The organism is Pseudomonas sp. WS 5503 (assembly GCF_012985385.1).
In the GTDB taxonomy this organism is placed as follows: Bacteria; Pseudomonadota; Gammaproteobacteria; order Pseudomonadales; family Pseudomonadaceae; genus Aquipseudomonas; species Aquipseudomonas paracarnis.
The window spans coordinates 281,280-294,658 of sequence record NZ_JAAQWI010000001.1 but is presented as its reverse complement, the minus strand read 5'-3'; the positions used below and the strand labels follow the sequence as shown (position 1 = coordinate 294,658).

Genomic DNA, 13,379 nt, shown 5'->3' with positions numbered 1-13,379 from the left:
CGGATTTCAGCCGGCCTTGAGGGCTTTGTGCGGCAACGAACACGCCTCATCCAGAAACTTCACCACCGTCCCCATGCACGCCTGGCGCTCTTCCACATGCGGCATATGGCTGGAGTCTTCAAACAGTGCCCAGCGCACGTCCGATATCTCATCCAGGAATGGCTTGACCACCAACGGTGTGGCTTCGTCATGTCGACCGGAAATCACCAGGGTTGGCACCTTGATGGCTGACAGGCGGCCGATCACATTCCAGTCCTTCAAGCTGCCAATCACGTGGAATTCGGTCGGGCCGCTCATGGCGTGGTACACCGTCGGGTCGGCATCCACCTGGGCGAAGGTGCGTGCCACTTCTTCGGGCCACGGGTTGACCCGGCACACATGCTGGTCATAGAAAATCCGTGAGGCCGCCAGGTATTGCGGGTCTTGGTAGGTGCCGGCCTGCTCGTGCTTTAGCAGGGTTTCATGCACGCCTTCAGGCAACAGCTTGCGCAGGCGGTTGGCTTCGCTGACCCAGGTGCGCATGCAGGTGGGGGAGTTGGCAGGGATAAACGCGCGCAGGCCCTTGGGTTGCAAGATTGCGTGTTCGCTGCCCAGCATGCCGCCCCAGGATTGACCGAGGATCGCGTAGTTCTCACTGATTTGCAGGTGGTCCAGCAGGTTGTTCAACTCGTCGAGGAACAGGCCGATGGTCCAGAACGACGGGTCTTTTTCCGGTAAGTGCGTGGAGCGGCCGTTGCCCAACTGGTCGTAGTGGATGACCGCGTGGCCGCTGGCGGCGACGTCCTTGAAGGCGTCGACGTAATCGTGGGTGCAGCCCGGGCCGCCATGGATGATCACCAAGGGCGTACGGCCTGTGGTCAGGTCGCCGGTGACGCGATACCAGGTCTGATAGGCGCCAAAGGGCGCGTAGCCTTCGCGAACTTTTTCGATGAATTCCATTTCGTACCCTGCTCTGAAAAAAAGGATCAGGGTTACGATAGTCTGAACAAAAAGTTTAGGTAACTAGCAAAACAGATAGGTTTTTGCCGAAAGCTCAACCTTCCAGCAAGCGGTAGTGGGTGGCGCGAACCACGGCCTGAACACGGTTCTTGGCGCCCAGTTTGTGCATGGCCGAGGCCAGGTGCAGAGTGACCACCGCCAGGGAGCGGCTCAATTGCGAGGCGATTTCGGCGGCGGTCAGGCCTTCAGCCGCCCATTTCAGGCATTCGCGCTCGCGCTTGGTCAGGCGTATGTGCGGATAAGCCCGCACCTCCTTGCTGAACAGCGGGTACGCCGCTTCCTGGAGGGCATGGGTAATCAGGCTGAAATCGGCCAGCGTATGTTGGGCGTCCTTCAATACCGTGCGCGCCTTGCCGGTGCGCAACCCGGTCAGCGAGGCGAAGCCGCCCCGGGGCAGATGAATCGGCACGCTGACGCCGCAGGTCAGCTGACGCTCATGCAGATAAGAAGAAACGGGGGCGTGGCAGGGGTCGATGATCTTTTGCAGGGCTGTCTCAGTCTTGGCCTCATAGGACCAGACAAACGGCGACACTGTGCTCAGCGCCAGGTGTTGCACCGGGTCGATCTGGTAAAACCCTTCGCTGCACCATAAGGCGTGCCAATCGCTCGGTGTGTTGCGCAGTTGCAACAGCGAGGGCGTGATCAGTGCGCCGTTGAGGTCGATGGGCACCGGGGTGTAGTCATACACCAGGGCATCGAAGCCCAGTTGTTGGGCAAGGATAAACGTATTGTCCATCTGTTCATCCAGGCTCCTGCCCGGTATGAGGCGATTATTGAAGGCGGTCAGCTTGGCCAGCATCCGTTCTGCTCCCGAATTCATTTGAATCTCGACTTGCTGCAAGTAGAATGCCACGCCCCGGCGAAGGACTGCCAGGCCAAACCTATAAGAAATACTAGGTTATGGACGCACGGCATCCTCGGTAGTGTTGACCTGATAAACGGCCGCTACCCGCCAGGCCGATACAACACAAGGAATGTATGCATGTGGCGTGAAATTGCCCCCGACCAGCAGTACAACGTGCAAGTCGACGGCCATAACCTCGTGGTCTACAGCTTTGGCGAAGGCGATGAGGTGCTGCTGTGTCTCAACGGCGGGCCGGGCCTGCCGTGTGACTATCTGCGCGACGCCCATGGCTGGCTCAAAGCACATAACCTGCGAGTTGTTGCATTCGACCAGCTTGGCACGGGCGCATCAGCCAGACCGACCGATGCCTCACTGTGGGAAATCCGCCGTTATGTCGAAGAAGTCGAGACCGTGCGCCAGGCGCTGGGCCTGGGCCGCGTGCATCTGCTCGGGCATTCCTGGGGCGGTTGGCTGGGGATCGAATATGCCGTGCATTATCCCGGTGCGCTCAAAAGCCTGATCCTGGAAAACACCGTCGGCGACATTCCCCACCTGTCCCAGGAACTGGAGCGTCTGCGCGGCGCCCTGGGCAGCGAAACCGTGGCCATGATGCAACGCCACGAAGCCATGGGCACCCTCGACCACCCGCAGTACCAGGCCGCCATCACCTTGCTCAACTACCGCCACGTGTGCCGGCTCGACGAATGGCCAGAGCCGGTCAAGCGCTCCCTGGGCGACTGGAACATGGGGCCGTACGAAACCATGCAAGGTCCCAACGAGTTCCTCTATATCGGTAACCTCAAGGACTGGAACCGCCTCAAGGAAATGGCCGAGTTCACGATGCCGATCCTGATCACCACCGGCCAGCATGATGAACTCACCCCCGCCTGTGCGATGCGCATGAAACTTGCAGCCCCCCACGCCGAGTTGCATGTGTTCCCCAACAGCAGTCATATGCCTTTTTACGAGGAGCCACAGGCGTACTTCCCGGTGCTGCTGGACTTTCTCGCTCGCCACCGAGGCTGACGCATGAACCTGGCGCGCTACCGTTTTGTGTTGTCCCGGCCCCTGCAATTGCTGCCGGTGCTGCTGGGCATCAGCCTGATCACCTTCGTGTTGGTGCGCTCGATTCCTGGCGACCCGGCGCGTGCCTTGCTGGGTTCGCGCAGCACGCCGGATGCGCTGCTGAAGATCCGCGCCCAGTTCGGCCTCGACCAGCCCTTGTGGCTGCAATACTTTTACTTCCTGAAAAACCTGCTCAAGGGCGACCTCGGCCAATCGCTGCTGTACAAGGTCGACGCCCTCAAACTGATCGTCACCCGCATCGAGCCGACGCTGGTGCTGGTGCTGGGCAGCGTGGTGCTCGCTTTGTTGATAGCGGTGCCACTGGCAACGATTGCGGCGCGCCAGCAAGGCCGTTGGGCGGACAAGCTGATCCGCGTGTTCACCACGGTCGGCCTGGGCATGCCGGCGTTCTGGCTGGGGTTGATGCTGATCCTGCTGCTCAGCGTGAAATGGGGCTTGTTCCCGGTGTCCGGTTACGGGCGCACTTGGCTGGATAAGGCGCACCACATGCTTTTGCCATGCCTGACCATCGCCCTGGCGCTGTCGGCGGTGCTGGTGCGCAACCTGCGGGCGAGCATGTTGATGGAGTTGCAGGCGGATCACGTCACCGCCGCACGTGCACGCGGGCTGGCGGAAGGCGCGGTGTTTCGCCGGCATGTACTGCCCAACGCTCTGGTGCCGGCGGTCAACCTGCTGGCGGTCAACATCGGTTGGCTGATCAGCGGCACGGTGGTCATCGAAAGCCTGTTCGCGATTCCAGGCATCGGCCAGTTGCTGGTGCGCGGCATTTTCACCCGTGACTACATGGTGGTGCAGGGTGTGGCGATGGTGCTGGCCTGTGCCACGGTGGTGGTCAACTTCCTGGCCGACCTGGTGACAGTGGCCCTCGACCCACGGGTAAAGATGCAATGAGCAACCGCCCATTGATTGCCCCGTGGCGCTTGCGCCTGCGCTTTGGTTTTCGCAATGGCCGGCTGACCGCCGCATGGGGTTTGTTGATCCTGTTCGCGTGGTTGGCCCTGGCGCTGTTTGCGCCGTGGGTCGCGCCCTATGACCCTATCGCGCAGGACACCAGCATGAGTTTGCTGGCCCCCAGCCTTGCCCATCCGTTGGGTACGGACAATTACGGCAGGGACATCCTGTCGAGGGTGATCTGGGGTGCGCGCATCGACCTGCAGTTGGCGGTTATCGGGGTGATATTCCCGTTCACCATTGGCACCTTTATCGGTGCGGTCTCGGGTTATATCGGCGGGCGTTTCGACAGTGTCTGCATGCGTGTGATCGACGTGGTGCTGGCGTTCCCGTTCCTGGTGCTGATGCTGGCGATCATGGCCATCCTCGGGCCGGGCTTGCAGAGTTTTTATATCGCCATGGCGCTGGTGGGCTGGGTGTCGTACGCGCGCCTGATTCGCTCGCAGATCCTGGTGCTCAAGGAAAGCGAGTTCGCCCTTGCCGCCAAGAGCCTGGGCTTTGGCCATGGGCGCATTCTGTTCCGGCATTTGCTGCCTAATGCGCTGTTTGGCTCCATTGTGTTTTCCATGTCCGACGCGGTGCTGGTGCTGCTCAACGGCGCCGCCGTCAGTTACCTGGGCCTGGGGGTGCAACCACCGACCGCCGAATGGGGGACGATGGTGGCCGAGGGGCAAGCCTTTATCACCACCGCCTGGTGGATCTGCACCTTTCCGGGCCTGGCCATCGTGACCTTGGCCATGGGCTTCAGCCTGTTGGCCGATGGTGTTGCGCAGGTATTGGGAGAGCGCTCATGAGCCTGTTGCAGGTGCGCGACCTCAGTGTGATCGCCAACAACGCCGGGCGTGAGGTCACGTTGGTGGATCGGGTGTCCTTCGACCTGGCCGAAGGTGAAATCCTTGGCCTGGTGGGCGAGAGCGGTTCGGGCAAGACCATGGCCTGTCGCGGCCTGATGCGTCTGTTGCCATCGCCCAATCTGCGCGTGCAGGGCGGCGCTGTGCAGTTGGCCGGCCAGGACCTGTTGGCACTGGATGATGCCGGCATGCGTGCCGTGCGCGGCGGGCAGTTGGGCATGGTCTTCCAGAACCCCAGCAGCCACCTGGACCCGTTGATGCGCATCGGTGAGCAGATCGCCGAGGGCATCCGCCTGCACCAAGGCGCGTCGAAAAAAGACGCGCGCTTGCAGGCGATCGAGGTATTGCGTCAGGTCGGGATTCCCGACCCGCAGGCGCGGGTCGACAACTACCCCCATGAGTTTTCCGGTGGCATGCGCCAGCGCGCAATGATCGCCGTGGCCCTGGGCTGCAACCCGAAGGTGTTGATCGCCGACGAACCGACCACGGCCCTGGATGTGACGGTGCAGGCGCAAATCCTGCGGCTGTTGCTCGACCTGCGCGACCAGCGTGGCCTGTCTATCATCATGATCACCCATGACCTGGGCGTGGTGGCGCAAACCTGCGATGCCATCGCCGTGATGTATGCCGGGCGCCTGTGCGAGCACGGCAGCAAATATGAACTGCTGGCCCAACCGCAACATCCGTATACCGCAGGCCTGATCGACTGCCAGCCGGCCCACAGCAGCGGGCATGCGTTGTTGCGCACCATTGCTGGTCAGCCGCCGTTGCTCGATGCATTGCCCGACGGCTGCCGCTTCCACCCGCGCTGCCCGCAGGCCGGCGCCTTGTGCATCGAGTTGCTACCCCAGGGCGCACGCGTGGCCTGTCACTACCCGTTGGGAGCGCGCCCATGAGCTTGTTACAGGTCAAGGATCTGGAAGTACGCTTTGCCGCGTCCGGCAGCGGCCTGTTTGGCCTCAACCGCCAGTGGGTGAGGGCGGTGAACGGGGTGTCGCTGAGCCTCGCCGCCGGTGAAACCCTGGGTTTGGTGGGCGAGTCCGGCAGTGGCAAGAGCACCCTGGGCCGGGCAATTCTGCACCTCAACCCGATCAGCGCCGGGCAGGTGTTGTTCGACGGTATCGACATGGCCCATGGCAGTGCCATCGACATCGCCCGGCTGCGGCATGAGACCGCGATGATTTTCCAGGACCCCTACGCCGCGCTCAATCCACGGCACAGCATTGGCGAAACCATCGCCGAGGTACTGCGTGTGCAGCGTAAGGTGGCGGCGCAGCAGATTCCTGATCGTGTGAATGAGTTGCTCGAACTGGTCGGCTTGCGTCCTGAGCTGGCTTCACGCAAGCCCGGCTCGCTCAGTGGTGGCCAGTGCCAGCGCGTGGGTATCGCCCGGGCGCTGGCAGTGGAGCCGCGCCTGATCATTGCCGATGAATGTGTGGCCGCGCTGGATGTGTCTATCCAGGGCCAGATCATCAACCTGCTGCTGGAACTGCAACAGCGTATGAACCTGGCGATCCTGTTTATCGCCCATGACCTGGCCATTGTAAGGCGCCTATGCGACCGCGTGGCGGTGATGTACCTGGGCAAGATCGTCGAAGAGGGCCCGGTGGAAGCGGTGTTCACCGCGCCCCGTCACCCGTACACGGCGGCGCTGATCCAGGCCATCCCGGAGATCGATCCGCACCGGCCATTGCCTGCGCAGCCATTGCCCGGCGAACCGCCGAGCCCGATGAATCTGCCGACAGGCTGTGCCTTTCACCCGCGTTGCCGGTATGCGCAAGCCATGTGTTCCTCGGTATTGCCCCCCACCCATTTCCAGCACGAGCATCGGTACAGTTGCGTGCTTGAAGACCCTTTGCTTTGACCCTCTGCCATTCATTAACAAGGAGTTGTGATATGCACTCGCGCCACTTGAAATTGCTCGCCGCCGCTACCCTCACGGCCTGGTCGCTGACCGCCGGCCTGGCCCATGCCGCCGGTGTGCTCACCATCGGCTGCCGTGAAGACAGCACCACTTTCGACCCGATCAAAAGCGCGCAAAACCGCGACACCTGGGTATTTGCCAACGTCTACGACACCTTGGTGCGCGTGGATAACCTGGGCACCAAGATGGAACCGGGCCTCGCCGAAAGCTGGGACATTTCCAAGGATGGCCTGACCTACACCTTCAAGCTGCGCGAGGCGAAGTTCTCTGACGGCTCGCCGATCACTGCCGCCGACGCCGCGTTCAGCCTGCTGCGCATCCGCGACAACAAGGCCTCGTTGTGGAGCGACCCGTTCAGCCTGATCAACACCGCCACGGCCAGCGATGCCAAGACCCTGGTGGTCACCCTGAAAACCCCGGCGGTGGCCTTCCTCTCGCAACTGGCGTCGCCGACGGTGTCGATCCTGTCGGAAAAAGCCATGACCAAGATGGGCGAAGACGCCTACTCGGAAAACCCGGTGACGTCCGGCGCGTTTACCGTGGACGAGTGGCGCAAGGGCGACCGCGTGATCCTGAAGAAAAACCCGAATTTCTGGCAGGCCGGCAGCGTGAGCCTGGACGGCGTGGAATGGGTGTCGGTGACCGATGACAACACGCGCATGCGCATGGTGCAGAACAACGAACTCGACACGGCGATCTTTGTACCGTTCTCCCGCGTGGAAGAGCTGAAGAAAGACCAGAGCGTGGTGATCCACGCCGACCCGTCCACCCGTGAAGATCACCTGTTGATCAACCACGAGCACGGCTTGTTGGCCAAGCCGCAAGTGCGCCAGGCCCTGGACATGGCCATCGACAAGCAATCGCTGGTCAAAGCCGTCACTTACGGTCAAGGCACCGTGGCTTATTCCTACATTCCAAAGGGCTCGCTGTACCACTACGCCAACAACCTGCAACGCCCGTACGACCCGGCCGAAGCCAAGAAGCTGCTGGCCGCTGCGGGTGCCCAGGACTTGAAGCTCAACTACGTGGTCAACGCCGGCAACGAGGCCGACGAGCAGATCGCGGTGATCATCAAGGACCAGCTAGCCAAGGTCGGCGTGACCGCCAACCTGCAGAAAGTCGACCCCACCCAAAGCTGGCAGATGCTGGTGGACGGTGAATACGATATTTCGGTGATGTACTGGACCAACGACATCCTCGACCCCGACCAGAAAACCACCTTCGTACTGGGCCACGACACCAACCAGAACTACATGACCCGCTACAAGAACGACCAGGTCAAGGCGTTGGTGGCGGCCGCGCGGATCGAGGCAGACCCGGCCAAGCGTGAGCAAATGTATGTGGAGTTGCAGAAGCTGGCCAAACAGGATGTGAACTGGATTGACCTGTACTACAGCCCGTACATCAACTTCTCACGCAAGAACATAAGCAACTTCCTGCAGAACCCGTTGGGGCGCTTCACCCTTGAGGAAGTGGTCAAAAACTGAGTTTTTAACTACACCACAAAGCAATGTGGGAGCTGGCTTGCCTGCGATGCAGACACCTCGGTGCTTCAGTTGCACCGCGGTGATGCTATCGCAGGCAAGCCAGCTCCCACCTTTGTTTTGCGGTGTGTCAGGGTTTTGCGGTGTGTCAGGGCTTATTGCGCATCGAAGGCCTGGCCATTGATGCCGGCACTGTCGGGCCCCATCAGGTACAGGTACACCGGCATGATCTCTTCCGGCGCCGGCCTTTCCATCGGGTTTTCCCCTGGGTACGCCTGGGCGCGCATGCTGGTGCGGGTGCCGCCCGGGTTGATGCTGTTGGCGCGCACTGCGGCCACATCTTCCAGCTCATCGGCCAGGGTTTGCATCAGCCCCTCGGTGGCGAACTTGGACACGCCATAGGCACCCCAATAAGCACGGCCCTTGCGCCCGACACTGCTGGAGGTGAACACCACCGACGCGTCCTGGGACAGCTTGAGCAGCGGCAGCAAAGTGCTGGTCAGCATGAACATCGCGTTGACGTTGACGTGCATCACCCGCATGAAGTTCTCGCCGGACAACTGCTCGATGGGCGTGCGCGGGCCGATGATCGAGGCGTTGTGTAACAAGCCGTCGAGGTGGCCGAATGCCTTTTCGATCATCGCTGCCAGCTCATCGTATTGATGGGGCAGGGCGGTCTCCAGGTTGAACGGGATTACCACCGGCTGTGGGTGGCCCGCGGCTTCGATCTCGTCATACACCTGGGCCAGGTTGGCTTCGGTCTTGCCCAGCAACAGCACGGTGGCGCCATGGGCGGCATAGGTCTTCGCCGCTGCCGCGCCAATCCCGCGACCGGCGCCGGTTACCAGGATGGTCCGGCCTTTGAGCAGTTCTGGCGGTGCAGAGTAATCAAACATAAATAGCCTCGACAAAATTCAAGGTGATACACCACTTGAAGTGGAATCCATTTCCCGTGGGAGCTGGCTTGCCTGCGATGGCGGACTAACTGCCGCCAGATGTGCTGGCTGGCAGGCCGCTATCGCAGGCAAGCCAGCTCCCACATTGATCTCAGCGTTGTTGAGATCTTCGAACAATCAGCAACTGCACAGCGCGTTATCCAGCACCTTGCGCAATTCCAGCGGGTGATCCACCACCACATCCGCGCCCCAGTGACGTGGGTTGTCATCCGGGTGGATATAGCCATAGGTGACCGCCGCCGTGCGCGTACCGGCGTCGCGGCCGGATTCGATGTCGCGCAGGTCATCGCCCACGAACAGCACGCTGGCCGGGTCCAGGTCGAGCATTTTGCACGCCAGGATCATCGGCTCCGGGTCCGGCTTGCTGTTTTTCACATGGTCCGGGCAGATCAGCACGGCCGAGCGTTCGGCCAGGCCCAGGCGCTGCATGATCGGTTCGGCAAAGCGCACCGGCTTGTTGGTGACCACGCCCCAGATCAGCTTGGCTTTCTCGATGTCTTCCAGCAGTTCGGCCATGCCGTCGAACAGTTTGCTGTGCACCGCGCAGTCCTTGAGGTAGCGCTCCAGGAATTCCTGGCGCAGCTCTTCAAAGCCTGGGGATTCAGGATCCATCGAGAAGGTCACGGCAACCATCGCTCGGGCACCGCCGGAGATTTCATCGCGGATGTGCTGCGGGTTGATCGGCGCCAGGCCTCGGTCGGCGCGCATGGCCTGGCAGATGGCGATAAAGTCCGGCGCGGTGTCCAGCAGGGTACCGTCCATGTCGAAGAGAACCGCTCGCAACTTCACAGGCTTACTCCTCGCGCAGGGTCTGGATCATGTAGTTGACGTCAACGTCGTTGGCCAGCTTGTAGTGCTTGGTCAGCGGGTTGTAGGTCAGGCCGATGATGTCCTTGACGGTCAGCCCGGCCTGGCGGCTCCACGCACCCAGCTCGGAAGGGCGGATGAATTTCTTGAAATCATGGGTGCCGCGCGGCAGCAGCTTCATGATGTATTCGGCGCCGATGATCGCGAACAGGTAAGCCTTGGGGTTGCGATTGATGGTGGAGAAGAACACCTGGCCGCCGGGCTTGACCATACGGAAGCACGCACGGATCACCGAGGACGGGTCTGGCACGTGTTCGAGCATTTCCAGGCAGGTGACCACGTCGAACTGCTCGGGCATTTCTTCGGCCAGGGCTTCGGCGGTGATCTGGCGGTACTCCACGCTCACGCCGGATTCGAGCTGGTGCAACTGGGCCACGGCCAGCGGCGCTTCACCCATGTCGATGCCCATGACGGTGGCGCCGCGCTGGGCCATGGCTTCGCTGAGGATGCCGCCGCCGCAACCGACGTCCAGCACCTTCTTGCCGGCCAGGTTGACGCGCTCGTCAATCCAGTTGACCCGCAGTGGGTTGATATCGTGCAGGGGTTTGAATTCGCTCTCGCGGTCCCACCAGCGGTGAGCCAGGGCTTCAAACTTGGCGATTTCGGCGTGATCGACGTTGCTCATGGTGAATCCTCTGAATCTGATAAGTCGGTGTGTCGCGGCTGAACCCAAGGCTTCAGCCGCGTCGTTATTCGCTGTGCCCGCTGATGCGTTGGCCCCAGGCAATGGCCGTGGCGGTCAACTGTTGTTCATCCATGCGGGTCAATTGCCGGTCGTCGAGCAATGGCTTGCCGGCAACCCAAAGGTGTTTCACGCAATCGCGCCCGGTGGCATATATAAGCTGTGAGACCGGATCGTAGATCGGTTGTTGCGCCAGCCCGGAAAGATCAAAAGCGACGATGTCTGCCGCCTTGCCGACTTCCAGGGAGCCAATCTGGCTGTCCAGGCCCATCGCCCTGGCGCCGTTGAGTGTGGCCATGCGCAAGGCGCGGTGGGCATCCAGCGCAGTGGCCGAGCCGGCCACGGCCTTGGCCAGCATCGCCGCCGTGCGGGTTTCGCCGAGCAAATCCAGGTCATTGTTGCTGGCAGCGCCGTCGGTGCCGATGGCCACGTTGACGCCAGCCTGCCACAAGCGCTCCACCGGGCAAAAGCCGCTGGCCAGTTTCAGGTTCGATTCCGGGCAGTGAATGACGCTGGTGTTACTTTCTACCAGTAAAGCCAGGTCGTCTTCGCTGATTTGGGTCATGTGCACGGCCTGAAAGCGCGGGCCCAGCAGGCCAAGGCGAGCCAGGCGCGCCAATGGCCGCTCGCCGGTCTGCTCGACGGCTTGCTGCACTTCAAAGGCGGTTTCGTGAACATGCATATGGATCACGGCGTCCAGCTCTTCGGCGATCACCCGGATCTTTTCCAGGTTGGCATCGCACACAGTGTAGGGCGCGTGGGGGCCGAAGGTGATTTTGATGCGCGGGTGGTGCTTGAGGTCGCCGAACAGCTCGATACCCTGGCGAATCGCCTCGTCGGCACTGCTGGCGCCGGGGATCGGGAAGTCGAGGATCGGCAGTGCGATCTGTGCACGCATACCGCTGTTGTGCACGCAATCACTGGCGACCTTGGGGTAGAAATACATGTCCGAGAAGCAGGTGATGCCGCCCTTGATCTGCTCGGCAATGGCCAGGTTGGTACCGTCGCGCACGAACGCTTCATCGACCCACTTGGCTTCGGCTGGCCAGATGTGCTTTTCCAGCCAGGTCATCAGTGGCAAATCGTCGGCCAGGCCGCGGAACAGGGTCATGGCTGCATGGCCGTGTGCATTGACCAAGCCGGGGCTGAGCAGCATGCCGGGCAGTTCACGCACCTCTTGCGCCGCCAGCTTCAACGCCGCGTCCCGTGGCCCGATAAAGGCAATGCAGCCATCGCGGATACCCAGGCCGTGCTCCTTGAGCACCACCCCAGCGGGCTCGACGGGTACCAGCCAGGTCGGCAGCAGCAACAAGTCGAGCGGGGCGGCAGTGGAGGTCATCGCAGGCTTCTTCCCAGGCAGCTATAAAAGAAGGGCGAAGTATACCCGAGCGTCCCGGCTGGCGGATCGCTATAATCGGCGGCTTTTGTTCATGAGTGCGGGGTAAGGGATGCGCGACCGACTGTTGGCTGCAGAGAACGTGAAGGCCATCGAATGGCGTGATGGCGCGCTGCACCTGCTCGACCAGCGTGTTTTGCCGTCCCGGGAGCACTGGGTGGCCTGCGGTACCGTTGAAGCGGTGGCTGACGCCATTCGCACCATGGTGGTGCGGGGCGCACCGGCCATCGGCATCTGCGCCGCCTATGGCTTGGTGCTCGCCGCCCGCGAGCGCATCGCCGAGGGCGGTGACTGGCAGGCCGCGTGGGAAGAAGACTACGCCTTGCTGGCCCATACCCGGCCGACCGCATCGAATTTGTTCTGGGCCTTGCAGCGCATGCGCGACCGCCTGGATCGCCTCAAGCAGGACGCCGACCCGCTGGTGGTGCTGGAGGCCGAAGCCGTCGCGATCCATGAGAGTGATCGGGAAGCCAATGTGGTCATGGCCCAGTTGGGTATGGAGCGGATTCGCAAGCATCAGGGCAATGCCCAGGCGATCCTTACCCATGGCAATGCCGGCGCGTTGGCTTCCGGCGGCGTTGGCACAGCCCTCGGGGTGATTCACGCGGCGTATCTGGAGGGGTTGGTCGAGCAGGTCTATGTCAATGAAACCCGTCCATGGCTGCAAGGCTCGCGTCTGACGGCGTGGGAGTTGGCGAGCCAGGGCATCCCGGTGGCGGTGAATGCCGACTCCGCGGGGGCGCATATCCTCAAGACCAAAGGCGTGACCTGGGTGGTGGTGGGTGCTGACTGTGTTGCGGCCAATGGCGATGTGGTCAGCAAGATCGGCACTTATCAACTGGCCGTCTGTGCCATGCACCATGGCGTGCGCTTTATGGTGGTGGCGTCAAGTTCGACCCTCGATTTGATGATGGCTACGGGGGAGGATGTTGCGCTGGAGCAGCGCGATATGGGTGAGTTGCTTGAGGTTGATGGGCAGCGGTTGGATATCGCGGCGCTTAACCCTGTATTTGATGTGACGCCTGCGGACCTGATTGACGTGATCGTCACCGAAAAAGGCATTGTCGAGCGGCCAGACACTGCCAAACTGGCCAAGTTGATGTGCCGTAAGCGGCTGCATTGAGTGTGTGGGTGCCTGTGGGGGCGCCATCGCAGGCAAGCCAGCTCCCACCTTTAACTGTATTCACAAATCAAAGGTGGGAGCTGGCTTGCCTGCGATTGGCCGTTAAGGTCAATAAAACTGCTGGATCCATCCTCAAAAAATACCACCATCGCGCCTCTGAGCCCCTCTCGTCCCCTTCAAGCCTGTCATCCGTCAAATTACTAGCCTCCATGCGCA

Annotated in this window: 13 protein-coding genes; 7 read left to right on the top strand and 6 right to left on the bottom strand. The window is 61.7% G+C overall.

Annotation, left to right across the window (positions count from 1 at the left end; genetic code table 11):
- Positions 1-6 precede the first annotated feature (6 nt).
- The gene (locus tag HBO10_RS01375) at positions 7-939 is read right to left on the bottom strand and encodes a proline iminopeptidase-family hydrolase (RefSeq protein ID WP_034126676.1); all 933 of its coding nucleotides are present in this window, start codon (positions 937-939) and stop codon (positions 7-9) included.
- A 94-nt stretch (positions 940-1,033) separates the two neighbouring features.
- Positions 1,034-1,798: a LuxR family transcriptional regulator gene (locus HBO10_RS01370; RefSeq protein ID WP_034126677.1), complete on the bottom strand. Its 765-nt coding sequence runs from the start codon at positions 1,796-1,798 to the stop codon at positions 1,034-1,036.
- A gap of 183 nt (positions 1,799-1,981) precedes the next feature.
- Here HBO10_RS01370 and HBO10_RS01365 point away from each other — a divergent pair, with 183 nt between their 5' ends.
- From HBO10_RS01365 to HBO10_RS01340, 6 genes are read left to right on the top strand one after another with little or no spacing between them, the layout of a single operon-like run.
- Positions 1,982-2,869 carry a proline iminopeptidase-family hydrolase gene (locus HBO10_RS01365; protein WP_034126678.1) on the top strand — a complete coding sequence of 296 codons (888 nt, stop codon included), beginning with the start codon at positions 1,982-1,984 and terminating at the stop codon, positions 2,867-2,869.
- A 3-nt stretch (positions 2,870-2,872) separates the two neighbouring features.
- Positions 2,873-3,820 (top strand): ABC transporter permease, encoded by a 948-nt coding sequence (locus tag HBO10_RS01360; RefSeq protein WP_034126679.1) that lies wholly within the window; start codon positions 2,873-2,875, stop codon positions 3,818-3,820.
- Positions 3,817-4,674, top strand: a complete 858-nt coding sequence (locus tag HBO10_RS01355) for an ABC transporter permease (RefSeq protein ID WP_034126680.1) — start codon at positions 3,817-3,819, stop codon at positions 4,672-4,674. Before HBO10_RS01360 ends, HBO10_RS01355 begins: the two co-directional genes overlap by 4 nt.
- Complete coding sequence (locus HBO10_RS01350) at positions 4,671-5,627, top strand: ABC transporter ATP-binding protein (protein WP_034126681.1); 957 nt, start codon at positions 4,671-4,673, stop codon at positions 5,625-5,627. Before HBO10_RS01355 ends, HBO10_RS01350 begins: the two co-directional genes overlap by 4 nt.
- Positions 5,624-6,595, top strand: coding sequence for an ABC transporter ATP-binding protein (locus HBO10_RS01345; RefSeq protein ID WP_034126682.1), 972 nt, complete (start codon positions 5,624-5,626; stop codon positions 6,593-6,595). The genes HBO10_RS01350 and HBO10_RS01345 overlap by 4 nt, the downstream gene beginning before the upstream one ends.
- Before the next feature lie 32 nt (positions 6,596-6,627).
- On the top strand, positions 6,628-8,142 hold the full coding sequence (locus HBO10_RS01340; protein ID WP_034126683.1) for an ABC transporter substrate-binding protein: 1,515 nt from the start codon (positions 6,628-6,630) through the stop codon (positions 8,140-8,142).
- Positions 8,143-8,294: 152 nt separating this feature from the next.
- On the opposite strand, the gene HBO10_RS01335 is transcribed toward HBO10_RS01340, so the two are convergent.
- From HBO10_RS01335 to HBO10_RS01320, 4 genes are all read right to left on the bottom strand, one after another.
- Positions 8,295-9,035: a YciK family oxidoreductase gene (locus tag HBO10_RS01335; RefSeq protein ID WP_003189758.1), complete on the bottom strand. Its 741-nt coding sequence runs from the start codon at positions 9,033-9,035 to the stop codon at positions 8,295-8,297.
- 177 nt (positions 9,036-9,212) lie between these two features.
- Positions 9,213-9,884, bottom strand: coding sequence for an N-acetylmuramic acid 6-phosphate phosphatase MupP (mupP, locus tag HBO10_RS01330; RefSeq protein ID WP_003189759.1), 672 nt, complete (start codon positions 9,882-9,884; stop codon positions 9,213-9,215).
- 4 nt (positions 9,885-9,888) lie between these two features.
- Complete coding sequence (gene ubiG / locus HBO10_RS01325) at positions 9,889-10,587, bottom strand: bifunctional 2-polyprenyl-6-hydroxyphenol methylase/3-demethylubiquinol 3-O-methyltransferase UbiG (RefSeq protein ID WP_003189760.1); 699 nt, start codon at positions 10,585-10,587, stop codon at positions 9,889-9,891.
- 64 nt (positions 10,588-10,651) lie between these two features.
- Positions 10,652-11,983: a TRZ/ATZ family hydrolase gene (locus tag HBO10_RS01320; RefSeq protein WP_034126684.1), complete on the bottom strand. Its 1,332-nt coding sequence runs from the start codon at positions 11,981-11,983 to the stop codon at positions 10,652-10,654.
- 109 nt (positions 11,984-12,092) lie between these two features.
- On the opposite strand from HBO10_RS01320, the gene mtnA reads away from it, so the two are divergent.
- Positions 12,093-13,163 (top strand): S-methyl-5-thioribose-1-phosphate isomerase, encoded by a 1,071-nt coding sequence (gene mtnA, locus HBO10_RS01315; RefSeq protein ID WP_034126685.1) that lies wholly within the window; start codon positions 12,093-12,095, stop codon positions 13,161-13,163.
- Positions 13,164-13,379: the final 216 nt, after the last annotated feature.